Source organism: Saccharothrix sp. AJ9571 (genome assembly GCF_021725495.1).
GTDB classification, from domain to species: domain Bacteria; phylum Actinomycetota; class Actinomycetes; order Mycobacteriales; family Pseudonocardiaceae; genus Amycolatopsis; species Amycolatopsis magusensis.
The window spans coordinates 2485758-2509344 of record NZ_CP091382.1; the positions used below are offsets into that span (position 1 = coordinate 2485758).

23 protein-coding genes and 1 tRNA gene are annotated in these 23587 nt (G+C 69.1%); 10 read left to right on the plus strand and 14 right to left on the minus strand.

Annotation, left to right across the window (positions count from 1 at the left end; translation table 11 throughout):
- Window positions 1-10 precede the first annotated feature (10 nt).
- Window positions 11-613, minus strand: a complete 603-nt coding sequence (locus tag L3Q67_RS10870; RefSeq protein ID WP_499189388.1) for a CGNR zinc finger domain-containing protein — start codon at window positions 611-613, stop codon at window positions 11-13.
- A gap of 801 nt (window positions 614-1414) precedes the next feature.
- Here L3Q67_RS10870 and dnaN point away from each other — a divergent pair.
- The 8 genes from dnaN (at window position 1415) to L3Q67_RS10910 (ending at window position 12367) form a co-directional block, all read left to right on the plus strand.
- Window positions 1415-2548 (plus strand): DNA polymerase III subunit beta, encoded by a 1134-nt coding sequence (gene dnaN / locus L3Q67_RS10875; protein WP_499189389.1) that lies wholly within the window; start codon window positions 1415-1417, stop codon window positions 2546-2548.
- Between the two features lie 50 nt (window positions 2549-2598).
- On the plus strand, window positions 2599-3489 hold the full coding sequence (gene gnd / locus L3Q67_RS10880) for an NADP(+)-dependent, decarboxylating phosphogluconate dehydrogenase (RefSeq protein WP_499189390.1): 891 nt from the start codon (window positions 2599-2601) through the stop codon (window positions 3487-3489).
- A gap of 10 nt (window positions 3490-3499) precedes the next feature.
- Entirely contained in the window at window positions 3500-4657 is a 1158-nt protein-coding gene (gene recF / locus L3Q67_RS10885; RefSeq protein ID WP_499189391.1) for a DNA replication/repair protein RecF, read from the plus strand.
- Window positions 4658-4803: 146 nt separating this feature from the next.
- A complete protein-coding gene (locus L3Q67_RS10890) occupies window positions 4804-5412 on the plus strand; it encodes a DciA family protein (protein ID WP_499191498.1) in 609 nt (202 codons plus the stop codon).
- 199 nt (window positions 5413-5611) lie between these two features.
- Window positions 5612-7579: a DNA topoisomerase subunit B gene (gene gyrB, locus L3Q67_RS10895; RefSeq protein ID WP_499189392.1), complete on the plus strand. Its 1968-nt coding sequence runs from the start codon at window positions 5612-5614 to the stop codon at window positions 7577-7579.
- Window positions 7580-7619: 40 nt separating this feature from the next.
- A complete protein-coding gene (gyrA, locus tag L3Q67_RS10900) occupies window positions 7620-11393 on the plus strand; it encodes an intein-containing DNA gyrase subunit A (RefSeq protein ID WP_499189393.1) in 3774 nt (1257 codons plus the stop codon).
- Window positions 11394-11424: 31 nt separating this feature from the next.
- Window positions 11425-12243: a DUF3566 domain-containing protein gene (locus tag L3Q67_RS10905; protein ID WP_499189394.1), complete on the plus strand. Its 819-nt coding sequence runs from the start codon at window positions 11425-11427 to the stop codon at window positions 12241-12243.
- A gap of 50 nt (window positions 12244-12293) precedes the next feature.
- Window positions 12294-12367, plus strand: a tRNA-Ile gene (locus L3Q67_RS10910).
- A 70-nt stretch (window positions 12368-12437) separates the two neighbouring features.
- Here the strand turns inward: L3Q67_RS10910 and L3Q67_RS10915 are convergent.
- From L3Q67_RS10915 to L3Q67_RS10975, 13 genes are all read right to left on the minus strand, one after another.
- Window positions 12438-13328 carry a site-specific integrase gene (locus L3Q67_RS10915; protein WP_499189395.1) on the minus strand — a complete coding sequence of 297 codons (891 nt, stop codon included), beginning with the start codon at window positions 13326-13328 and terminating at the stop codon, window positions 12438-12440.
- Between the two features lie 265 nt (window positions 13329-13593).
- Entirely contained in the window at window positions 13594-13824 is a 231-nt protein-coding gene (locus tag L3Q67_RS10920; RefSeq protein ID WP_499189396.1) for a helix-turn-helix domain-containing protein, read from the minus strand.
- Between the two features lie 167 nt (window positions 13825-13991).
- Window positions 13992-15395, minus strand: a complete 1404-nt coding sequence (locus L3Q67_RS10925) for a DUF3631 domain-containing protein (RefSeq protein WP_499189397.1) — start codon at window positions 15393-15395, stop codon at window positions 13992-13994.
- A complete protein-coding gene (locus tag L3Q67_RS10930; RefSeq protein WP_499189398.1) occupies window positions 15395-15907 on the minus strand; it encodes a hypothetical protein in 513 nt (170 codons plus the stop codon). Before L3Q67_RS10930 ends, L3Q67_RS10925 begins: the two co-directional genes overlap by 1 nt.
- A gap of 236 nt (window positions 15908-16143) precedes the next feature.
- Window positions 16144-18444, minus strand: a complete 2301-nt coding sequence (locus tag L3Q67_RS10935; RefSeq protein WP_499189399.1) for an ABC transporter family protein — start codon at window positions 18442-18444, stop codon at window positions 16144-16146.
- Entirely contained in the window at window positions 18444-19370 is a 927-nt protein-coding gene (locus L3Q67_RS10940; RefSeq protein ID WP_499189400.1) for a hypothetical protein, read from the minus strand. The genes L3Q67_RS10935 and L3Q67_RS10940 overlap by 1 nt, the downstream gene beginning before the upstream one ends.
- On the minus strand, window positions 19367-19612 hold the full coding sequence (locus L3Q67_RS10945; protein WP_499189401.1) for a hypothetical protein: 246 nt from the start codon (window positions 19610-19612) through the stop codon (window positions 19367-19369). Before L3Q67_RS10945 ends, L3Q67_RS10940 begins: the two co-directional genes overlap by 4 nt.
- Complete coding sequence (locus L3Q67_RS10950) at window positions 19609-19923, minus strand: hypothetical protein (protein WP_499189402.1); 315 nt, start codon at window positions 19921-19923, stop codon at window positions 19609-19611. Before L3Q67_RS10950 ends, L3Q67_RS10945 begins: the two co-directional genes overlap by 4 nt.
- A 1-nt stretch (window position 19924) precedes the next feature.
- Window positions 19925-20161, minus strand: coding sequence for a hypothetical protein (locus L3Q67_RS10955; RefSeq protein WP_499189403.1), 237 nt, complete (start codon window positions 20159-20161; stop codon window positions 19925-19927).
- Window positions 20161-20382, minus strand: a complete 222-nt coding sequence (locus L3Q67_RS10960; protein WP_499189404.1) for a hypothetical protein — start codon at window positions 20380-20382, stop codon at window positions 20161-20163. The genes L3Q67_RS10955 and L3Q67_RS10960 overlap by 1 nt, the downstream gene beginning before the upstream one ends.
- Window positions 20382-20675, minus strand: a complete 294-nt coding sequence (locus tag L3Q67_RS10965; RefSeq protein WP_499189405.1) for a hypothetical protein — start codon at window positions 20673-20675, stop codon at window positions 20382-20384. Before L3Q67_RS10965 ends, L3Q67_RS10960 begins: the two co-directional genes overlap by 1 nt.
- A 122-nt stretch (window positions 20676-20797) precedes the next feature.
- On the minus strand, window positions 20798-21256 hold the full coding sequence (locus L3Q67_RS10970) for a Pycsar system effector family protein (RefSeq protein WP_499189406.1): 459 nt from the start codon (window positions 21254-21256) through the stop codon (window positions 20798-20800).
- On the minus strand, window positions 21256-21558 hold the full coding sequence (locus L3Q67_RS10975; RefSeq protein ID WP_499189407.1) for a hypothetical protein: 303 nt from the start codon (window positions 21556-21558) through the stop codon (window positions 21256-21258). The genes L3Q67_RS10970 and L3Q67_RS10975 overlap by 1 nt, the downstream gene beginning before the upstream one ends.
- A gap of 195 nt (window positions 21559-21753) precedes the next feature.
- Here L3Q67_RS10975 and L3Q67_RS10980 point away from each other — a divergent pair, with 195 nt between their 5' ends.
- Window positions 21754-22611, plus strand: a complete 858-nt coding sequence (locus L3Q67_RS10980; RefSeq protein ID WP_499189408.1) for a P-loop nucleotide/nucleoside kinase family protein — start codon at window positions 21754-21756, stop codon at window positions 22609-22611.
- Window positions 22608-23558 carry a Rossmann-fold NAD(P)-binding domain-containing protein gene (locus L3Q67_RS10985; protein WP_499189409.1) on the plus strand — a complete coding sequence of 317 codons (951 nt, stop codon included), beginning with the start codon at window positions 22608-22610 and terminating at the stop codon, window positions 23556-23558. Before L3Q67_RS10980 ends, L3Q67_RS10985 begins: the two co-directional genes overlap by 4 nt.
- Window positions 23559-23587: the final 29 nt, after the last annotated feature.

Sequence of the window (23587 nt, forward strand, 5' to 3'; positions counted from 1 at the left end):
CGGCCATCCGTCAGTCCTGGGCCTGCCGTTCGCGGTAGGCCTTCACCTTGTTGCGGTTGCCGCAGCGCTGCATCGAGCACCACCGCCGGTTGCCCGGCCGCGAGGTGTCGAGGAAGAGCAGCCCGCAGTCCTCCGCTTCGCACTCACGCAGCCGGTCGATCCGGTCACCGCCGATGACGTCGATCGCTTCGCGCGCCGCGGTGCCGAGCACCTGGGTACCGGTGATCGGCGTGGCCCATTCGCACACGCCGGTGTCGAGCGCGACCCGCGGCCGCAGGGACGACTCGGCTGCCGCGTTGATGGTTTCCAGTTCGTCTTCGTTCGGTTCCTCGCCGGCGGCGATCACGTGCGCCACGGTCCAGAGCGTGTCCCGCAGGTGCTTGATGGCGCGGAGCTCGGCCGGGCGGATGCGCACGTCCTCCGCCTCGATCGGCGCGGTGAGCGCGAGGCGTGAGTCGACCAGCCAGCTCGCGAGGTCGGACGTGCCGCGCAGCAACTCCCACTGCTCGCCTTCGGGCCCGCCGGTGAGGAGCAGCTCGAGGAAGAACGCACCCGGGTCGAACGGGAACGGCTGCCCGTCCTCGCCGGTGATCAACCTGGTGCCCAGATCCATGTAACCACTATATGGGGTTTCCCACACCGGTTCAGCCGGTTACCAGCGCGTAGGCCGCGTACGCGCGCGAAGCGCTTGTATAGCAAGGAAAGCCGCGAGGCGCGCGAAGGGCGCTTCGCGCGCCTCGCGTCATGAAGGAGCGTACGCGACGCTTCGCGAAACCGCTTGGCCCACAAGGGAAAAGTAGTCCCCAGGCAGCCGACCTGGCGATCTTCCGTTTCTCCACAGGAAAAACACAGGCAAACCGGCAACCATGCACAGGAGATGCACAAAACTGTCCACATCACCCTGCAGGGCGATCTCGGAGACGAGTTCGGCGGCCGGCGCCGGTGCATTGCCTGGGTACAAAGCAGCGCACAGGTGGGGACAGCTGTGTGGACAACTGTGGACAGATGTGGATGGAACCTGTGGGTGGCTGAAGTTGTCCACCGGTCGCCGAAGCTGTCCACCGATCCGCTCCACCGGTGTCCACAGCTCGCCGCGCCGTACACGCTGGGGCAACAGGCTCTATCCACACAATCCACAGCCCCTATTACTGTCACTGTTAATTCTTCTTCTTAGAGAACTGATTAAAAACAGGGGCAGGTCGAAATTGGGGACAAGTCCCGCCTGGCTGTCGCTTCATCGCTTTGTCGACAGAGGAGGCCGGATGACGGGGGAGCCGGTCACGCTCTAACGTGAGTACCCACACCAGGTCCGCCTGTCGGCGCTCGTCGCTGCCACCCGACCTGGGCGGACGCCAGAGGCGTTTGTCGATCTTCTCGGGCCGGAGGGGCCCGGCTACCGCGAAAGGATGAGCGCATGAAGATCCGCGTCGAGCGCGACGGGCTGGCAGACGCCGTCGCCTGGGTGGCGAGAAGCCTGCCGTCGCGGCCTCCCGTCCCGGTACTGGGCGGAGTGCTCCTGGAGGCCTCCGACACCGCCGAAAGCGACGCGCTCACCGTTTCCGGTTTCGACTACGAGGTCTCGGCCACCGTGGGCGTCCCGGCGACCATCGCCGACGGCGGCCGCATGCTCGTCTCCGGCCGCCTCCTCGCCGACATCACCAAGGCGCTGCCCGCGCAGCCGGTGGAGATCTCGGTTGACGGCGCCCGCGCGTCCATCACCTGCGGGAACGCCAAGTTCAGCCTGCCGACCATGCCGGTCGAGGACTACCCGCAGCTCCCGTCCCAGCCCGCTTTCGCCGGTGAACTGGCCGGAGAGGTCTTCGGCCAGGCGGTGTCCCAGGTCGCGGTCGCCTCCGGCAAGGACGACACGCTCCCGATGCTCACCGGTATGCGGCTGGAGATCTCCGGCGACACGGTCACCCTCGTCGCCACCGACCGCTTCCGCCTGGCCATGCGCGAGTTCACCTGGAAGCCGGCCGAGGGGCTGGCCGACGCCGCGGTGCTCGTGCCCGCGCGCACGCTCGCCGAGGCCGCGAAGTCGATGGGCGGCAGCGGCGCGACGGTCAAGCTCGCGCTCGCCAGCGGTGAGGGCCTGCTCGGTCTTTCCGGCTCCGGCCGCTACGCGACCACCCGGCTCCTCGACGCCGAGTTCCCGCCGTACCGCCAGTTGCTGCCCGCGAACCACACCTCGCGCGCGGTGATCGGCGTCGGCGCGCTCGCCGAAGCGATCAAGCGTGTGTCACTGGTCGCCGAGCGTGGTACCCAGGTGCGGCTCGAGTTCTCGGAGGGACTGCTGCGGCTGTCCGCCGGGGGCGATGACGAAGGCAGCGCCGAAGAGGAGCTGCCGGTGGACTACGAGGGGGAGGCGGTGACCATCGCCTTCAACCCGGGCTACCTGGTCGACGGGCTCGGTGCGCTGCACGCCGACCGCGCCGAGCTGACCTTCACCACGCCCAACCGCCCCGCGCTGATCAAGCCAGCGGACGAGGAGGGCAACGTGGTGCCCGGGTACCTCTACCTGCTGATGCCGGTCCGCCTGCCGGGCTGAGCACCGGCGTCAACTGTCGGCGACTGATCGGGAGCAAGGGGAGTTTTCACATGGTGCAGATGGGGTTGGTCGGGCTCGGCAAGATGGGCTTCAACATGCGCGAGCGGCTGCGTGCCGCCGGGCACGAAGTCGTCGGCTACGACCGCAACGCCGAAGTCAGCGACACGGCTTCGCTCGAAGAGCTGGTCTCGAAGCTGGCCGCGCCGCGCATCGTCTGGGTGATGGTGCCCGCGGGGGACCCGACCAGGGAGACCGTGGTCGCGTTCGGCAACCTGCTCGAAGAGGGCGACATCCTCATCGACGGCGGCAACTCCAAGTTCACCGACGACAAGCTGAACGCCGAGCTGCTCGCCGCCAAGGGCGTGGGCTACCTCGACGTCGGCGTCTCCGGTGGCATCTGGGGCAAGGAGAACGGGTACGGCCTGATGGTCGGCGGTGCGGCCGCCGACGTCGAGCGCGCGATGCCGATCTTCGACGCCCTCCGGCCGGAAGGCCCGCGCGAGGAAGGCTTCTCGCACGCGGGCTCGGTCGGCGCCGGGCACTACGCGAAGATGGTGCACAACGGCATCGAGTACGGCCTGATGCAGGCGTTCGCCGAGGGCTTCGAGCTGCTCGAGGCCTCGCACGTGGTCGAGGACGTGCCGTCGGTGATCAAGGGCTGGCAGCGCGGGACCGTGGTCCGCTCCTGGCTCCTCGACCTGCTGGTCCGCGCGCTGGACGAGGACCCGGAGCTGGACGACCTCGAGGGTTACGTCGAGGACTCCGGCGAAGGCCGGTGGACCCTCGAAGAGGCGATCAACAACGCCGTGCCCGCGCCGGTCATCTCGGCCGCCCTGTTCGCCAGGTTCGCCTCGCGTCAGGAGCACTCCGCCGCGATGCGCGCGGTGGCCGCGCTGCGCCAGCAGTTCGGCGGCCACGCGGTGAAGAAGGCCGGCGGCTGAGCCGGTCCCGGTGTACCTCCGTCATCTGCAGGTCACGGACTTCCGCTCGTGGGAGCACGCCGACCTGCCGCTCGAACCCGGCCCGACCGTGCTGATCGGGCAGAACGGGCGTGGCAAGACGAACCTGATCGAGGCGATCGGGTACGCCGCCACGCTCGGTTCGCACCGGGTCGCCACCGACGCGCCCCTGGTCCGGCACGGCCAGGAGCGCGCGCTGGTGCGGGTGGCCGTGGTCAACGACGACCGCGAGCTGACCGTGGAACTGGAAATCACGCCCGGCCGGGCGAACCGCGCCAGGGTGAATCGCGGCGCGGTCGGCAAGCCGCGCGACGTGCTCGGGATCCTGCGCACGGTGTTGTTCTGCCCGGAGGACCTGGCGCTGGTGCGCGGCGATCCCGGGGAGCGCCGCAAGTTCCTCGACGAGCTGCTGGTGCAGCGCGCGCCGCGGTACGCCGGGGTGCGCGCGGACTACGAGCGGGTGCTGCGCCAGCGCAACGCCCTGCTCAAGACCACCGGCAAGAAGCGGGGCAGCGCGCGGGAGGACCCGTACGCGCTGAGCACGCTCGAGGTGTGGGACAACCACCTGGCCGCAGCCGGGGCGCAGCTGCTCGCCGGGCGGCTCGACCTGGTCGCGGACCTGGCCCCGCACACCTCGGCCGCCTACCAGGGGGTGGCGCCGGATTCACGACCGGCGCTGATCTCCTACCGGTCGAGCCTGGGCGACGCGTTGCCGGCGGGCTACGGCGTTCCCGCAGGTGAGAAGGCCGATATCGGCAAGCTGACGGAGATCCTCGTGGCCGCGCTCGGCGAGTCGCGGCCCCAGGAGCTCGAACGCGGGGTAAGCCTGGTCGGGCCACACCGGGACGAGCTGGACCTCGTGCTCGGTGAGGCACCGGCGAAGGGCTACGCCAGCCACGGCGAGTCCTGGTCGTTCGCGCTCGCGCTGCGGCTCGGCTCCTACGAACTGCTGCGAGCGGAAGCCGGTGAGCCGGTGCTGCTGCTCGACGACGTCTTCGCCGAGCTGGACCGGCGGCGCCGCGCGCGCCTGGCGGAGGTCGCGGCCGGTGCCGAGCAGGTGCTGGTGACCGCGGCGGTGGCGGAGGACGTGCCCGAGGAACTCACCGGACGGCGCTTCACCGTCGCGGAGGGAGAGGTCCGGCCGGCCTGAGCCGGACCGGCACGACGAACACGGAAGAGCAAGGCGGAAGATCGAATCGGCGACCCGGGGTGACCGCGACCAGAGCGGTTGCCCACCTATCTGGGGACAAACCTGTGGATAGTGTGGATAACACCGTGAATCAGTTATCGCGAGGAGTGACCGCGCGGCCGAATGGGCGATCCTCGGGGTCGCAGGCAGCCGCACCCCCGGGTTCGACCACGGAGCGTGAGAATTCCGCTAGGCCGAGCGAGCAGAATCCTCCACAGTCCGGGAGGGACCTCGCCAAGGCCGCGTTGGAGGCAGCTCGCGCCAAGGCTCAGTCGCGGAAGACCCCGCTCGGCAAGCGGCCGGCCACCGGCACCCGCCAGGACCCGCGCCGCCGCCGGTGGTCCGGGCCCGGCGCGGATTCGCGCGATCCACAGCCCTTCGGCCGGATCGTCTCCCGGATCGCGGTCGAGCGCGGGTGGAACGGGCGGCTGGCCTCGGGCCAGGTGTTCGGCCACTGGGCTCGCCTGGTCGGGGAAGAGGTGGCCGAGCACGCGCAGCCGGTCGCGCTGAAAGACGGTGAACTGACCGTGCGCGCGAGCTCCACGGCGTGGGCCACGCAGCTGCGCCTGCTGCAGGGTCAGCTGCTCGGCAAGATCGCCGCCGGGGTGGGGAACGGCGTGGTCAAGCGCATGCGCATCCAAGGTCCGACGGCGCCGAGCTGGCGAAAGGGACCACGCCACGTCTCCGGTCGCGGCCCCCGCGACACATACGGGTGAGCAGGGCTTGACTCCGAGCTGACTCATTGCCCCGAGAGCGCGCGGAGCCACGCGGAACCATTGCCCGAGTCGACTTGACTCGAGTTCGTGGCTCTGTGACGAAATCAGGGGTGTCCTTGCCGCATGTGAGCGAACGTGGCCAAGTACCATGTTCGTAGCGGGATGACCGCGCTGCTCGAGACGAGGAGAAAACACGCCGGTGACAGCGAACAAGAACGACTACAACGCATCGTCCATCACCGTGCTCGAGGGTCTTGAAGCGGTCCGCAAGCGCCCTGGCATGTACATCGGCTCGACCGGCGAACGCGGCCTGCACCACCTGGTCCAGGAAGTTGTGGACAACTCCGTCGACGAGGCGATGGCCGGGCACGCGACCAAGGTCGACGTCATTCTACTGGCAGACGGCGGCGTCCGCGTGATCGACGACGGCCGCGGCATCCCGGTGGAGATGCACCCCAAGGAGAAGAAGCCGACCGTCGAGGTCGTGCTCACCGTGCTGCACGCGGGCGGCAAGTTCGACAGCGACTCGTACGCGGTCTCCGGCGGGCTGCACGGCGTCGGCGTCTCCGTGGTGAACGCGCTGTCCTCCGCCCTCGACGTGGAGATCCACCTCGACGGCAAGATCTGGACCCAGCACTACGACCGATCGGTCCCCGGCCCGCTGATCGAGGCGGGCGAGACCGACCGCACCGGCACCACGGTCACCTTCTGGGCCGACCCGGACATCTTCGAGACCACCACCTACAGCGCCGAGACCATCGCCCGGCGGCTGCAGGAGATGGCGTTCCTGAACAAGGGCCTCACGCTGAGCCTGCGCGACGAGCGCGTGGCCGAGGAGGAGACCGAGGAGGACGCCTCCGGGCAGCGGGCCAGGGTCAAGGAGCGCGTCTACTGCTACCCGGGCGGGCTCGAGGACTTCGTCAAGCACATCAACGGCAGCAAGGAACCGATCCACAACAGCGTCATCTCCTTCGACGCCAAGGGCGACGGCCTCGAGGTCGAGGTGGCGATGCAGTGGAACACCGGCTTCACGCCGTCGGTCTACACCTTCGCCAACACGATCAACACGCACGAGGGCGGCACCCACGAAGAGGGCTTCCGCGCCGCGCTGACCCGCATCGTCAACGCGTACGCGCGCGACAAGAAGCTGCTCAAGGAGAAGGACACGAACCTCACCGGTGACGACGTGCGCGAGGGCCTCGCCGCGATCGTCTCGGTGAAGCTGGCCGAACCGCAGTTCGAGGGCCAGACCAAGACCAAGCTGGGCAACAGCGAGGCCAAGTCGTTCGTGCAGACCAAGACGAACGAGTGGCTGGCCGACTGGTTCGAGCGCAACCCGGCCGAGGCCAAGACGGTCATCAACAAGTCGATCTCCTCGGCGCAGGCGCGCATGGCCGCCCGCAAGGCACGCGACCTGGTCCGCCGCAAGGGCGCGCTGGAGATCGGCGGCCTGCCCGGCAAGCTGAAGGACTGCCGCTCCACCAACCCGGAGGAGTGCGAGCTCTACATCGTCGAGGGTGACTCGGCAGGCGGCTCGGCCAAGGAGGGCCGGGACTCGATGTACCAGGCGATCCTGCCGATCCGCGGCAAGATCATCAACGTCGAGAAGGCCCGCATCGACCGCGTGCTGAAGAACACCGAGGTCCAGTCGCTGATCACCGCGCTGGGCACCGGCATCCACGACGAGTTCGACCTGGCCAAGCTGCGCTACCACAAGATCGTGCTGATGGCCGACGCCGACGTCGACGGCCAGCACATCACCACGCTGCTGCTCACCCTGCTGTTCCGCTTCATGCGGCCGCTGGTCGAGCACGGCCACGTCTTCCTCTCACGGCCGCCGCTGTACAAGATCAAGTGGCCGCGGCAGGAACCCGAGTACGCCTACTCCGACCGCGAGCGCGACGGCCTGATCGCCGAGGGTGTCGCGGCGGGCAAGAAGCTCCCCAAGGACGACGCGATCCAGCGCTACAAGGGTCTCGGCGAGATGAACGCCGAAGAGCTGTGGGAGACCACGATGGACCCGGCCAACCGGCTGCTGGGCCAGGTCACCCTGGACGACGCGGCCACCGCGGACGAGCTGTTCTCGGTGCTGATGGGCGAGGACGTGGAGGCCCGCCGCTCGTTCATCACCCGCAACGCCAAGGACGTCCGCTTCCTCGACGTGTGAGTCCCCGCCACGGACTTTTCCTGAACCATAGAAGGACCAGATGACGGAAACCTTGCCGCCGGAGAACGACCGCGTCGAACCGGTCGACATCCAGCAGGAGATGCAGCGCTCCTACATCGACTACGCGATGAGCGTGATCGTGTCGCGGGCGCTGCCGGACGTGCGTGACGGGCTCAAGCCGGTGGCCCGCCGGATCCTGTACTCGATGTACGACTCCGGGTTCCGGCCCGAACGCGGGTACAACAAGTGCTCGCGCGTGGTCGGCGACGTGATGGGCAACTACCACCCCCACGGTGACTCGGCGATCTACGACGCGCTGGTCCGGCTCGCGCAGCCGTGGTCCATGCGCAACCCGCTGATCGACGGCCAGGGCAACTTCGGCTCCTCGGGCAACGACCCGGCCGCCGCCATGCGGTACTGCGTGGTCGGCGACACCCGGGTCAAGCTGGCCGACGGCTCGACCGTCCGGATCGGCGACATCGTGCCGGACGCCGCGCCGAACAGCGACAACCCGATCGACCTCAAGGTGCTCGACCGCAACGGTGATCCGGTGCGGGCCGAGATGCTGTTCCACTCCGGTGACCACGCCACGCTCAAGCTCGCCACCCGCGAGGGTTTCGAGCTGACCGGCACCCACAACCACCCGGTGCTCTGCCTGGTGAACGTGCTCGGGGTGCCGACCCTGCTGTGGAAGCTCCTCGAAGAGGTCAGGCCGGGCGACCGCGTGGTCATGCAGCGCGTCGAAGCGGCCGAGGACCACATGTCCGAGGTCCGCCGGTGGGTCGAGGGCCTGCTGGCCGGCGCGTTCGTCGCCGAAGGCTTCGTCTCGGAAGGCCGCGCCGGTTTCAACAACATCGACGAGGACTTCTTCCGGTACGTCGTCGACAGCTACGACCACGTGGTCGGTGGCCCTCGCTACGTTTCCCAGCGCCGGATCGCCTCCGGTTCGCTGCTGCACGAACTCGACATCCACAACATGAGCGCGTTGCGGGCGAGCTCGCTCGGCGAGATGGTCGGCCAGCGCAGCGCCGACAAGCGGGTGCCCGAGTTCGTCTGGCAGTCCGGGAAGACGGTCAAGCGGGCGTTCCTCATCGGGCTGTTCACCGGGGACGGCTCGTGCTCGGCGCTGCCGAGGGACTCCGTGCAGATCTCCTACTCCACCCGGAGCGACCGGCTGGCCCGCGAGGTCCAGCAGCTGCTCCTGGAGTTCGGGGTGGTCGCCAAGCTGGTGCGGTACGAGCACGGCGAGCGGAAGGTGGTCGTCACCAACCGCCGGGACGCCCGGCTGTTCGCCACCAGGGTGAGCTTCCACGGGGCCAAGCAGGCCAAGCTCGAGCGCATCCTCGACGCGCTCCCGGTCGACTCCCGGTCGATGTCCTCGGACCACGTGCCCCACGTCGGCGAGTTCCTGCGTGCGCACGGGGCCACCAGCCGGGCCGACCGCGACTGGCTGCGCCGGCACAACGTCGACCGCGTGGAGCGGTGGGAGAATCGGCGCGAAGAAATCAGCGCGCACATCACCGACGCGGCCGCGCTGTCGGTGGTCGAGCCGCTGGTCGACGGGCGGTTCTACTACGCGGAAGTCGCTTCGGTCACCGAAGCCGGGGCCCAGCCCGTCTACAGCCTGCGGGTGGACACGGACGACCACGCCTTCGTCACCGACGGCTTCGTCAGCCACAACACCGAGGCCCGTCTCGCGCCGTTGGCGATGGAGATGCTCCGGGACATCGACGAGGACACCGTCGACTTCTCGGACAACTACGACGGCCGTACCCGTGAACCGGACGTGCTGCCGGCGCGGTTCCCGAACCTGCTGGTCAACGGTGGTTCCGGGATCGCGGTCGGGATGGCGACGAACATCCCGCCGCACAACCTGCGCGAGGTGGCCGACGGGGTGATCTGGGCGCTGGAGCACCCGGACGCCACCGAGGACGAGCTGCTCGCCGCGTTGCTGCAGCGGATCAAGGGCCCGGACTTCCCGACCAAGGGCCTCATCCTCGGCCACGCCGGTATCGAGGACGCCTACCGCACCGGCCGCGGTTCGATCCGCATGCGCTCTGTGGTCGAGGTCGAAGAGGACACCAAGGGCCGCACCATCCTGGTGGTCACCGAGCTGCCCTACCAGGTCAACCCGGACAACCTGGTGGAGAACATCGCCAACCTGGTTCGCGACGGCAAGCTCACCGGTATCGCGGACATCGCCGACGAGTCGAACAGCCGACGCGGCATGCGCATCGTGGTCACGCTCAAGCGCGACGCGGTGGCCAAGGTCGTGCTGAACAACCTCTACAAGCACACCCAGCTGCAGTACAACTTCGGCGTCAACATGCTGGCGCTGGTCGACGGCGTGCCGCGCACGCTGCGGCTCGACCAGATCATCCGGCACTACGTCAAGCACCAGGTCGAGGTCATCGTCCGCCGGACCAAGTTCCGGCTTCGCAAGGCCGAGGAACGCGCGCACATCCTGCGGGGTCTGGTCAAGGCGCTGGACATGCTCGACGAGGTGATCGCGCTGATCCGCCGGTCGCCGTCGGCCGAGGAGGCGCGGGCCGGGCTGATCGAGCTGCTCGAAGTCGACGAGGTGCAGGCCGTCGCCATCCTCGACATGCAGCTGCGCCGGCTGGCCGCGCTGGAGCGCCAGAAGATCGTCGACGAGCTGGCCAAGATCGAGACCGAGATCGCGGACCTGAAGGACATCCTCGATCGCCCGGAGCGCCAGCGGCAGATCATCTCGGACGAGCTGACCGAGGTCGTCGACAAGCACGGCAACGACCGGCGCACCCAGATCATCCCGTTCGACGGCGATGTCTCCATCGAGGACCTCATCGCGGTCGAGGACGTGGTGGTCACCATCACCCGGACCGGGTACGCGAAGCGGACGAAGACCGACCTGTACCGCTCGCAGCGGCGCGGCGGCAAGGGCGTGCAGGGCGCCACGCTCAAGCAGGACGACATCGTCCAGCACTTCTTCGTCTGCTCCACGCACGACTGGATCCTGTTCTTCACGAACAAGGGCCGGGTCTACCGCGCGAAGGCCTACGAACTGCCCGAGGCCAACCGCAACGCGCGCGGGCAGCACGTGGCGAACCTGCTGGCCTTCCAGCCGGACGAGAAGATCGCCAGTGTCATCCAGATCAAGGACTACCAGGTCGCGCCGTACCTGGTGCTGGCGACGAGGAAGGGCCTGGTCAAGAAGACCAAGCTGGCCGACTTCGACTCGAACCGCTCCGGCGGGCTGATCGGCGTCAACCTCCGCGAGGGCGACGAGCTGGTCGGCGCGGTGCTGGTCTCCGCGGAGGACGACCTGCTCCTGGTCTCCTCGGACGGCCAGTCCATCCGCTTCCACGCCACCGACGAGGCGCTGCGGCCGATGGGCCGCGCCACCTCCGGTGTGCTGGGCATGCGGTTCAACGACGGCGACGAGCTGCTCGGCATCAACGTGGTCACCCAGGACAAGTTCCTGCTGGTCGCGACGGACGGCGGGTACGCGAAGCGGACGCCGATCGAGGACTACCCGATCCAGGGACGCGGCGGCAAGGGCGTTCTGACCATCCAGCACGACCAGCGCCGTGGCAGGCTGGTGGCAGCACTCATCGTCGACGTCGACGACGAGCTGTACGCCATCACGTCGAGCGGTGGGGTCATCCGGACCCCGGCCGAGCAGGTGCGCAAGGCCGGGCGGCAGACGAAGGGCGTCAGGCTGATGAATCTCGGCGAAGGCACTACCCTTCTCGCCGTCGCGCGCAACGCGGACGAGCCGTCGGACGTCAACGGTGCAGCCGGAGGAGACGACACGCAGGAGCCACAGGAGTAGTGGTTCCGGACTCGGTAAGGACTGACGCTTCGTGACACCATCGGACAAGCCCGAGAACCACGGATCCAACGGCACGGCGGCAGGGCCGGCGACGCCGCCGTGGCAGCGCGTGGCGAAGGACGAGGGCAACGGTTCGGCTCCGGCTGCCCCGGAGCCCGCCGTCGCCGCCCCCTCGGCCGCGACGCCGTCGGCCACGCCTCCGGCTTCGACACCGGTTCAGGCTCAGCCGTCGGCCCCGGCTTCGGCGGAGTCCGGCAGCGAGGCGACGGTCCAGCAGCAGTGGCCCGGCGGGGGCGAGGCCACCCAGGCCCAGCCCGCGGCCGCACCCCCGCCGGTGCAGTACGACCACACCCCGCCCGAGCAGCCGCAGGCGACCGGTTCGGCCACCTCGCGGCTGTTCGGCGGCAGCGACTCCGGCCAGCAGCGGTCGAGCGGCTCGGGCAAGCGCCCCACGCCGACCGCCCTGCGGCGCCCCGGCCGCGGTCCGCGGCGGGCGAGCCTGCAGATCAAGCGGTTCGACCCGTGGTCGGTGCTGAAGCTGTCGCTGGTGCTCGGCGTGGCGATGTTCTTCGTCTGGCTGGTCGCGGTCGGCGTGCTCTACACCGTGCTCGACGGCATGGGCGTGTGGGAGAAGCTGAACGGCACCTACACCTCGCTGGTCCAGGGTGAGGGCACCGCCACCGCGGCGGAACCGCTGATCAGCGCCGGTCGCGTGTTCGGCATCGCGGCCATCGTCGGCGCGATCAACATCGTGCTGCTGTCCGCGCTGGCCACGGTCAGCGCGTTCATCTACAACGTCTCCGCCGACCTCGCCGGCGGGCTGGAGGTGACCCTCTCCGAGAGGGAGTGACCCCGTGCGAAGGGGCGAGAAGGCGTCAGGTAGGCTTCTTCTCGTTCCCAGGGCCCATAGCTCAGGCGGTTAGAGCGCTTCGCTGATAACGAAGAGGTCCCAGGTTCAAGTCCTGGTGGGCCCACCCTGGTGAACAGGCCGGTTCGCGGTATCCGCGAACCGGCCTTTTGCTGTCTGCGTGACTAATTGGGTGACTACGCCACTTCGTGGCCTTCCTCGCTGGCGAAGATCCGATCCATTGCCTCCGCCCCGTGCTGGACTACCGGCCGGAGCTGGTGACGGTAGACCAGCTCCGTCACCGTGGTCCCGTTGTGGCCCATGAGCTGAGAGATCTGCTCGATCGGCATCCCGTTGTCGGACAGCAGGGAGACGAAGCTGTGCCGTAGCTCACGCGGTGTCCACTCCTTAGGGTTGAGCCCCGCCGCCTTCACCACCTTCCGGAATTCCCGCCGGACATTCGCCGCGTCCAGCTCGGTGCCGACCGCCGACGCGAACACCAGATCGTTTTCCTGCCAGTCGTCTCCGGCGAGCGTGCGAGCGAATGCCTGCTTCCGTTCCTGAATCCGCAGCACCTCCACACAGCGGGCAGGCAGCGCGAGGGACCGCCGGGATTTCCGCGTCTTCGTGTCCCCGTGCACTCGCACCGACCGCCACACCATGACGTGCGGCGGAATTGGCGGGTCCGCGTCGGGTTTCCCCGTCAGGTCCACGTGTGACCACGTGAGCGGTCGCAGTTCCTCGGTACGCGCGCCAATCAGCAGGGACAGCACGATGTACGCGCGAAGTGCCGACTTGTCCGCCGCCGCGAGCACGGCCTTCGCCTGCTGGAAATTCAGCGCCTTCGATTTCCGTCCCTCCTGGCCCACCGGCACGTCACAGAGCAGCACCACGTTCCGCCGCACCTTCTCGCGTGCCTGTGCCCGGTGGACTGCCCGCCGAAGGATCGATCGAATGTCGCGGAGGGTCCGCGTCGAAAGCGTCTTCGCCTTCTCCGCGAGCCACTTGTCTACGTCCTCCGCAGTGAGCTTCCGGAGTTGCCGGGCACCCAGGGCGGAAATCACGTGACCGTTGGCCAGGATGGTCAACGTCTCCACGGTCTTCGCGCTCCGGCCGTGCAGCCCGTGAGCAAGCCAGTCATTCACCGCGTCGGCAACGGTGAAGTTCCGCGCTTCCGCCGGGGTTTCGTCCTGACGCTCACGGACCAGTTCCCGAAGTTTGTCCATGGCTTCGGTCTTCGTCTTGCCGCTGGCCTTGCGCACGATCCGTTTCCCGGCCGGGCTGTACCCCGTGGTCACGGAGGCGATCCACCGTTGCCGGTTGTCATCCCAGTGAAGTCCGCCGTCGCCCCGGCTACGCCGCTTCGCCATAGCTGCCCCCTGACTCCCTCATCAGCAGTTCCACGTACTGGTTGATTGCGATCGCCGGAACGAGCCGCGTGCGCCCCTGCTTGACCGTGGTCAGTCGCCCGGCGCGGATTTGCTCGTAGATGACCGACCGGCTCATGGAGAGCAGGCGCATGGCTTCCGGGATGCGGTAGAGATGCCGTTCCGGCACGGTGGCCGGTGTGGTGCGGGTGTCCATCGGTTCCCCTTGGGGTCGTGCTGTCCGGTGGCGGTGATGTGCATGGGGGCTCCTTCTGCCGGTGGTGGTCTGGTTGTTGCCGCGACATCCGCGACAAGCGCGACATTGCTGGTCAGGGCGTCGCGGATGGGTTTTCGGGTGCCGCGACGTGCCGCGACATATCCGGGTCAGCCGGACGGGCCGGGCGGGTTGTCGCGGGTTGTCGCGGCAGCGGTTTCGGTATCCGCGACGGGGTTGACCTGCGGTGTCGCGGATGTCGCGGATGTCGCGGCACCATCCGGGGTGCTCGGCTTGGGCAGGTACCGGTTCCAGGCGTCGGCCAGCCCGCCGGGGCCGTCGACGCGGTAGCCCTTGACCGGCGCGGTGAAACCGGGAAGGCGGACGTCTTTGGACCTCACGCCGTAGGGCCGGAGTTCAGTCGACAGGCGCCGGGCGTCGAGTGGCTTGCCGTTGAGATCACCCCACGGCGCCTCTTCGAGGCTGGTCAGCGTGGCCAGGATCTCGGAGGTGGCCAGCCGGTTAGCCTGCCGGTGCTGGAACAGGTCGCGCAGGTCGGACAGGAGCTGGGTGCGGGTGCCCCGGCTGGTGTTGGTGCTAGCACTGGTGACGAAGTGCGAGCAAGCCGCGCGGGCGGTGTCGGGCCAGTGATCTCCGGCAGCGTCGGCGATCGCGATGAGCGGGCGCCAGATCTCGGCGGAGCGGTCGCGGACCCCAGCGGGCATCGGCGGGCGTCCCTGGCTGACCTTCGCGGTGACGGTGGAGATCCAGGCGGCCAGCGCTTCCCGCAGGGGCGCGGCTTCGCGCTCCACGTCCTCCTCCCAGAACTCGGCAACCTCCTCGTCTTCGGTGCGGCGTTGCATGTGGACGGTGATGGCGCGGGTGGTGATGGTGTCGGGCATCCCTCCGGCGATCCCGGCCAGTGCCACGGGGGCGTAGACGGGGAACCGCTGGACCTTCATGGCCTTGGCGTCCCCGACGCACCGGGCGACGGTGGCGGAGCGCTTGTACCCGGCGTTGAGCAGACCGCGCAGGTCCTCGTTGTTGCCGCCGGTCTTGGCGTTGAAGATGGCGTCCACTTCGTCGAACAGGATCGTGATCGGGCCGTCGTTGACCATCCGGAACAGCGCGGCGGTGGTCGCGGACATGGTCATTTCCGGTGCGCGCACGAGGAACTGGGCGACTTCGAGCACGCGGGTTTTGCCGCTGCCCGGTTCCACGGAGGACAGGATCAGCCGCGGGGTGACGTAGAAGTGGTCAGCGGCGTGGGTGTGGGCGTACCAGAGCGCGAGCATGGGAGCGCAGTGCGCGGACGGGAAGGCGTTGAACCGCGCCACGAAGTCGCGCACCCGGTCCAGGACCTCGTGACCGGGCAGCACGGCGGCGTTCTCCGTGCGCCACAGGCTCTGGCAATTCTCCGAGCAGAAGTCATCCGACGGGGAGTCGCCGCACGGGCGCCCGCACTTCGCGCACAGCCTCTCCCCGGCCCGATGCGGGTCACCGATCACCGCGTCGATCGCGGCCACTGCGTCGGTGTCCGGGCTTATGCCGGCGTGGGCGTCGGTGGTGGTCATCAGGCCACCGCCCCGAGTCGGGTCGCCGGTCCGGTGTGGCCGGTGGCGGCGGTGTAGCGGTCCCACAGGGCGTCGAGGTGGGCGGTGTCCTGGCACCGGTCCCGCACGATCTCGGCCGGGCTCTCGGCGGCGGCCTGCGTCAGCCGCGCGGCGTGCTCGGCCACGGCCCGGCGCCACGCGTCGGCCAGCACCACGGTTTTGAGGTAGTCGGCCAGCACCGCCGGGGGTGCGTCGCTGTAGGCGTCGGCAATCCAGCGGCCGACCAACCGGCGCCGGGTGTCTCCGCTGGCGCGGCCGGTGGCGACCGCGTGGGCGAACAGTGCGGCCGGGGCCGGGGGCCGGTCGGCGGCCACGGTCTCGATCGCGAGCTGGAGCACCACGGCGGGCAGCGGGGTGGCCATGTCGTCGGCGCGCATCCCGGCGAGCAGGCGCCGGGCCGGACGGGTGGGGAGCTGCATCAGGCAGCCGAGGAACTGGCGTTGCGGGTCGAGCAGAGCGGGTGCGGTGTCCATGGGAGACCTTCCACGTGCGATAACACTGTGTGATTTCTTGCGGGCGCGTTGAGGGAGGCCCTAGGTGCTGCCCGGACGGGTCGAAACCCTGGCTGCGCGGGGATTCCGCAGGTCAGCAGTAGGGCTACCTAGGCGCCTAGGGTGCTGGTCACGACTGGTTTGGTGTCTAGAGCGGGGGTCTAGGTCTAGGGGCGGCCGGTTCTAGATCGCGGGCCGCCCCTAGCCCCGAGTTTCGGTTACGCTCCGTTGTCTTTGGCGGTGGTGAGGGCGTCGCGGGTGTAGCCGTTGCGGTTGCTGCCCTTGCCCGTCACGGGGTCGGTAGCCCAGACCTGCCGGGGCTTAACGCCGTGCGGCTTGAGCGCGGTGGCGAGGTTGGCCGGGGTCCAGTCCCGATAGGACTGCGGGCGGAGTTCGGCCAGCCGGGTCACGATGATCTCCGACCACAACTTGTCTTCGCCGCGCTGGAACACCGAGAGAGCGTCGGCCAGCGGATCGAGCCGTGCGGCTTCGACGTCGACCGATTCCCCGGCGGCGTGGCCGGTGATGTTGCCGAGTGCTTCGCGGCGTGCGCGCGCCCCGGCGGCGATCTTCTTGGAGTCGGTGGCGTCCTTGTAGACGCTCTTGACGATCTGGGCGTCGTCGCCTTCGCCGGTCAGGTAGCCGATCCCGAGGTCGGAGCGGGCGAACATGGTGGCGCGGATACCGGACTTGTACTGCGAGGTACCGAGCACCATGTCGTTGGCCTGCTGGCCCATGACCTTGAGGCAGTACCGCAGGATGGCGTTCGCGGAAATGCCGGTGGGCAGGGACTTCGCGTCCGGGCGCTGGGTAGCCAGGATCAGCGAGATCCCCAGGGCGGGGCCGCGCTTGACCAGGTCGGTGCAGATCTCTTCCAGCTCTTCGCCGAACTTGGGGTGCTCGAACCACACCTGGCACTCGTCGACACCGACCACGATCGGCGCGAGCCGCAAGTCCTTGCGCCCGGCCAGTTCCGGGGTGACCTTGTTATCCGGGCACACCGACTCCGGAAGCGACCGGATGACCTTGGTACGGCGGCGCATCTCGTCCCGGAGTTCGCGCATCTCGACCACCATGCGTTCCAGGTCTTCCGCGTCGTCACCGACGCCGTAGGCGTGCGCGCACGGCCCGAGCGGGGACAGGTCGCCGGTGCCTTTGAGGTCGTAGGCGTAGAGGATCGCGCGCGGGTCGAGCGCGGCGATGAGCAGCAGTTCCCGCAGCGTGACGGTCTTGCCCATGCGCGGGATCGCGCCGATCACCACGGAGGCGAACATCAGGGTCACGGTGACCCAGCGGCCACGCTGATCGGTGCCGAACGGCTGGGGCTTGAACAGATCCACGGTCGCGCCCGGCTTGCCCAGCGGCCACACGGGCTGCTTGGACTTGGACATGTCCTTGTCCCCAACCCAGAGGACCAGCCGTCCTTCGTGGACCTTCGCGTCCCCTTCCGGCCACACGCAGCCGATCTGGCGGCGCAGGGCGGAGGACAGCTCTTCGCGCTTGGCGATGATGTCCCCGGCCGTCACGCCCAGCGGGAGATCAATGTCTGCACGCCAGCCGTCCCCATCGCGCTGGATTGGGGAGGGGAACTCGATCCGCTTGCCCTTGCTGTACGCCTGGTTCAGCCCACCGATCCCGAGCGAGCACAGGGCATCCTCGATCATCGTGGACGTGAGCTTCGGCGTCTTCGTCGAGTCGATCGCGCGCCCGGCGACCGGCTTGTCGGCGGGAGCACCCCACCAGCCGATCAGCGCGAGCGCCGAGAGCAGCAGCGTCCAGTTCCAGAACGTCGGCAGGTAGGACAGGCACAGGAACACGATCGCGGTCAGCACGACCAGCCCGAGGATGACCGGCCCCATGCGGCGGCGAACGGTCTCCGCGCGGGCTTCGCGCAGCCGCATGTACTCGTTCACGTCGGCGCGGTCGCGGGCGGCCAGGCGCACCGACTTGGACTCGGCGTCGAACACCCACGCCCGCAGCCGGGCCACCAGGCGCCCGATCGCGCCGAAGCTGCGCAGGATCGCGGTCGGCACGTAGACCGGCACACGCAGCGCGTGAAACGCGGTGGCGTGCGCGGCATACCTCACCAGGAACTTCACGCGGGACTTGAACTCCTCGGCGGAGGTCAGCCACTTGGCGACCAGCGGCCGGGCAGTCGCGTCCCCGGCGGTCTCCCACCACGTCCGCTTGACCTCCGGACCGTCGACCAGCACCGGCCGGGCCGGGGTGTCGTCGACGATCTCGGCGTCGATGACGTCGGCCTGTGCCGGGATGTCGGCGGGGGTGCGGGCGGCGTCCGGGCGGATCGGCACCACGTTCCCCGAACGCGTGTAGGCGACATCGGTCGCGTCTGGGGTGGTGTTCACTGGGCCGTTCGCGGCCGGGTCGGTGGTGGTGTTCTGGTCGGCGTTCACGGCCGGGGTGTTGGGGTGTTCGGCGGGGGTGTTCACGGAGTGGTCTCCCTGGTGGTTCTGGTCGTCGGCCGGGAACGGGTGGCTGTGGTCTGCGGTGGTGGACATCAGGCGGCCGTCCTCTCGTCGGTCAGCCCGGCCGGGCCGGTGGGGGTGGTGGTCACGGTGGTGGCCGTCTCCGCCTCGATCTGGGTGCGGAGTTGGGCAGCGACGGTGGAGGAAGTGCCCCGGCCGCAGTCGGTGACCTCACGAATCCACGCGGGGGTGATCTCGATCCCCGGTGCCCATGCCGCGCGGGCCTCGTTCACGTAGTCGGCGGCGAGCTTGCGCCCGGCCGTCTTCCGCTTGGCCGGAGCCTTGCGCTTCGCGGGCGCCCGCCGGACGGGCTTGTCCTGCTCGGCCGGGGCCGGTTCGGGAACGGTCGGTGCCGTGTCCGTGCCCTGGTCGGCGGGGGGCGGGGAAGACGCCGGCATAACCTCCGGGGTGGTTCCGGTCTGGGCTGCCTGCCCGGCCTTGATCACTGCTTCGGTCAGCCGGTCGCGGAGCACCGGCGCGGTCTCGGCGGCGAGGAAGACCAGTACCGGCGGCACGGAGTGCAGCACCACCCCGGCCACGTCGAGCGCCACCCAGGACTTCCAGGTGTTCATGACGTAGGTGGCCAGGAACGCGAACCACTTCGTCCGGTGCGCCCACACCCCGGTGCCGACCTGGTAGCGGGCGGTGACCTGCTCGGCCCGCAGCACGGCGACCAGGACCAGGGACACCATCGGGTCGAGCAGCCACGCGGACAGCCACGGCAGTGACCACGCGGCGGCTCCGGCGGCGGCGAAGGTCTGGACGTTGACCATCGTGAAGGCGAGTCCGAGGAAGATGCCGATCCAGATGGCGGCGTCGACCTGGGTGCGGACCTTCTCGGTGCGCAGGGCGATCACGTCGGGGTGGTTGGTCAGTGCCCGGACCTGGGCGGCGGACTCGGCGTCCTGGCGGAGCTTGTCCGCTTCGGTGAGCGGCTTGTGCTGTGCGTCGGTGCTCATGCTGCGTTCCTCGCTTCCTGGGCCACGACGTCGGCGCACACGTCGGCGCAGGCGAAGACCTGCGAGTCGGTGGCGTCGGCCCGGCCGACCGGGACCCGGCGCACCGGGGCGGTCAGGTAGTGGCGTCCACACGCGACACACGCCAGCCCATCGGCCTCGATCGCGGGGAGCCCGATCCAGCGCAGTCCGAGCGGTTTCCCGGTGGCGGGCTCGAGGTAGAAGGTGCTGATAGTGGTGCTCATCGGTGCCCTCCCCGGGTGGTCGCAACGATCTCGGTCACGGCGAGCAGCCGCGCCACCGCCGCACCGGCCAGCAGCGCGGGCACGATCAGCGCGATCGCGGTCACGGTCGGGTTGCCGATCCAGACGGCGCCGTACTGGACACCGACGATCACGGCGGCGGTGACCAGGGTGCGCAGCGCGTTGCCGGTCATCCGGGTCACCTCCCGCACGCCCTTGTGGGCCTTGCGCCCGGCCTTGCGTCCGGAGCGCCACACCGCGAGCAGCCCGACCAGGGCCAGCCCGCCCAGGACGTAGAGGGTGGTCGGTTCCATGTCAGGCCACCTCCCCGGTGAGGTTGAACAGGTCGGCCTGTCCGGCGGGCTGCCAACTCCCGTTGGCCCACACCGCGTCGGCGGCGATGCCCAGTTCCGCGCGGATCTGCGGCTCCTGCTCGGCGAACCAGCTCCGCCGCTCCGCCAGTGGCACCTGCCGCCAGTCCTTGCCTGTCGCGGCGCGGTGGCGGCGTCGCATCATCAGCTCAATCCCGGACGGGGACACGTCCTTGCTCATCACGCACCCGCCTTTCCGGCCACGTCGTCGACCAGCTCAGCGAGCAGCCGACGCGCGGACAGGTAGGCGGTTTCGGCGAGCTTGGGCATGCCCGCCGCCGCGAGCTGGTCGGCCATGGCCCACAGCCACTCGATCCGGTCGGCGGGCGGCGCCTCCTGCGCTGGGGTCTCCTGCATGAGGTCGACGAGCACGGCCTTGGGGGTGCGGGTGTCGGTGGCCATCACGCCACCGCCTTCCCGGCCGGGGCGATGCCGGCCAACTCGTCGGCGGCGAGCAGTTCGAGCTGATGGGCGATGCGCCAGTAGGTGAGCGACAGCGTTTCCCAGTAGGCGCGCGGCAGGAACGGCGCGGCGTAGTGGGCGATGTCCAGCCGCATCGCGTTCGCGGCGAACAGGTCGGCGACCTCGTTCAGCCGTCCGGCGATCTCGCGGGAGATCAGGCGGTTGAGCTCCGCCGGGGTGTAGGTGACCGGCTCATCGGCGGTACCGGTGACCGGGGTGGTGGTGGCTACCATCGGGAACCTCTCTGCATGGTCATTCACGTGGCTGGCGGTGAGACCCGGCGCGGTCGGCGCGTTCTTGGCGGGATGAGCCGCCGCGTCGGGGCTGAACTGGGTGGGGTGGCTGGTGTCGCTGCTCATGTGAGCCCCCCGAGGACCAGGGCGACGGCGAGCACGGACAGCCCGACCATCAGCAGCGACACCGCCCGGGAGATCCGGCGGAACTTCTCCACCGCGAGCGCCCCGAGGTTGGCGGTGTCGGCGGCGATGTTGTGAGCCGCCGCGCTGGACTGGGCTTCCAGCAGCACCGCCGGGCCGTTGAATGTCGCGTCCAGCCAGGTGCCCGGGGTGGGGAACTGGGTGATGCGCGGCCGGATCGCGGCGAGCAGGGTCAGCACCGCGAGCAGGATCGGCGCGGCGGCCGTCCACAACGCGGCCATCGTGGCCGCCGACGTCTGCCGGGTGGTCAGCGCGACCACCCCGGCCAGTCCGAGACTGACCACAGACAGCAGCGCGGTGGCCTTCGTGTCCGCGCGGCGCAACTCGTCACGGGCCTGCTCGTGAGCGGTCTGCACGGCCGGGTACTCGGTGCCCATCAGGCGGCCTCCCCCGACTCGGAGGTCAGCCGCACCGGCAGCGACCGCAGCACCTCACGGCCCGACCGCCGCGCCGCACGGGCCGCCCGGCGGGCGTCGGTGAACGAGCGGTCCACCCGCACCAGCGCGGTCCGCTCCTCGGCGTCCAGCTCCGCGTCGACCTCGCAGATCAGCGCGTCGATCGCGTCCTCGGTCAGCCCGTCCGGCCACATGCCGGTATCGGCCTCACTGACCCCGGAAACCTCGTTGACCAGCTCGAACGCCCGTCGGGCCTCGGTGCTGGCGAACTTCGCGTGCCTCATTTGGAGCCCTTCTCGGTAGGTCTGCGGGGCCTTGTGACCCCGACCACCAAGAAGCTAACAACTGAACGGTCTCCAGGTCAACTGTTAGGGGCCGAAAAGTTGACAGATCGCTTCTGACCTGGGCTTTCGCTCGGCCGACTCTGATAGGTTCTGATATGGTTGCCATTCAACTGATCGCGACGGCTAGGAGTTCGCATGTCTCGCCCACGGGCCTCTGTGGCGCGCTCTGAGGCGCTTCACCAGCAGGTCGCCCGCAACATCCGGAACGACATCGCGGCGGGCGTGCTCCGCCACGGGCAGCGACTGCCGTCAACGCGCGACCTGGCCAGCAGATTCGACGTCAGCGTCTTCACGATCAACGAGGCGATGGACCTGCTCGGCAAGGAAGGGCTGATCGTGAGCAAGGCGCGTTCCGCTCGCACGGTCAACGCGCCTGACCAGGCAGCGCACCAGGAGATCCGGCCGGTGGCGCCCCGGGTGGTGATGGTCGGCGGATACCCGGGCAGCGGCAAGAGCGAGTTGGGGCGCATCCTCGCGCGCCAGACCGGCTGGCCGATCCTGGACAAGGACACCCTGACCCGGTTCGTGGTCGAGGCAGCTCTTGAGCTGCAAGGGCTCTCGCGGAATGACCGCGAGTCGGACACCTACGTGAACATCCTTCGCCCGGGGGAGTACGAGTCGCTGAATGAGGCGATGCTCGAAAACCTCCAGTGCGGCAACAGCGCGATCGTGACAGCGCCTTTCGTACGCGAGTTCGGCGATGAGGAGTGGGTGAAGAACACGCAGGCGCAGTGCAAGAAGCTTGGCGCGGTCCTGACCTTCGTGTGGGTGTACTGCGACATCGAAACCATGCGGACCTACATCCGCCACCGTGGCGCAGCGCGCGATTCGGCCAAGCTTGCCGACTGGGATTCGTACGTCGCCGGGCTGAACATGGACCTCCGCCCGGCCGCGCCCCACGTCGTGGTCGACAACTCCACGTCGGGCGAACCGCTGGACGAGCAGGCTCGCCGGTTGCTGGCCGATGTGGTCGAGGCAGAGGAAGGTAAGTGACAGGCCGCGTGAACCTGAAAGTACTGGTCAGCAACGAGCAGGATGACCTTGTGGGGCACGAGATCCTGGGTGCCTTGCCAGGTGTCTCGATCCTGCCTTACGACCCCAACGAGAAGGATCTCAGCGCGGAGCAGCGCACGGCCAACGTCCTGTTGCCGCCTTATCGGAGCAGTCACCGGCCGATCCCGCTTCTCCGCCTGTTGCCTGAGCTCCGCATGGTGCAACTACTGTCGGCCGGGGCCGACGAGTGGGCCGGTGACGTGCCGGAAGATGTCGCTCTAGCCACGGCAAGGGGCGGGCACTCGGGGCCAGTGGGGGAGTGGGTTCTGTCGGCCATCCTGACGCAGCTCCGGCAGTGGCCAGCGCTCGTGCGGTTCCAGGACTCGGCAGTCTGGGCGCATCGGAAATTCGACGCTGACACGCTGGCGGGCAAGCGGGTTCTGATCGTCGGGGCGGGGGGAATCGGAACCGCGGTTGCCCGGATGCTCGAACCATTCGGCGCTACGGCAACGCTGGTCGCCAGCACGGCACGCGGCGGCGTGCACGGGGCGGACGAGCTGCCGGGCCTGATCGGTGGTCACCAAATCGTCGTGATCACGGCACCGCTGACCGACGCGACACGCGGCCTGGTGGACGCGGCTTTCTTGGCTGCAATGGACGACGGCGCTCTACTGGTCAACGCGGGGCGTGGGCAGATCGTCGACACGGATGCGCTGGTGGCTGAGCTGGACAAGCAGCGACTGCGGGCAGCTCTCGATGTCACGGACCCGGAGCCCCTGCCGTCCGATCACCCCTTGTGGGCGTGCCCGGGCGTCATCATCAGCCCGCACTCTGCCCGGACCGTGCCCGGTACGAACGCACTTTGCTACTCGGTGGCAGCCGAGCAGATTCGGGCTTTCGTCGACGGGCGCACCCCGGAAAATCTCGTCTCGGGGCGCGGAGCCTGAGTGACAACCTGGGTGACACTCAGGCGGGA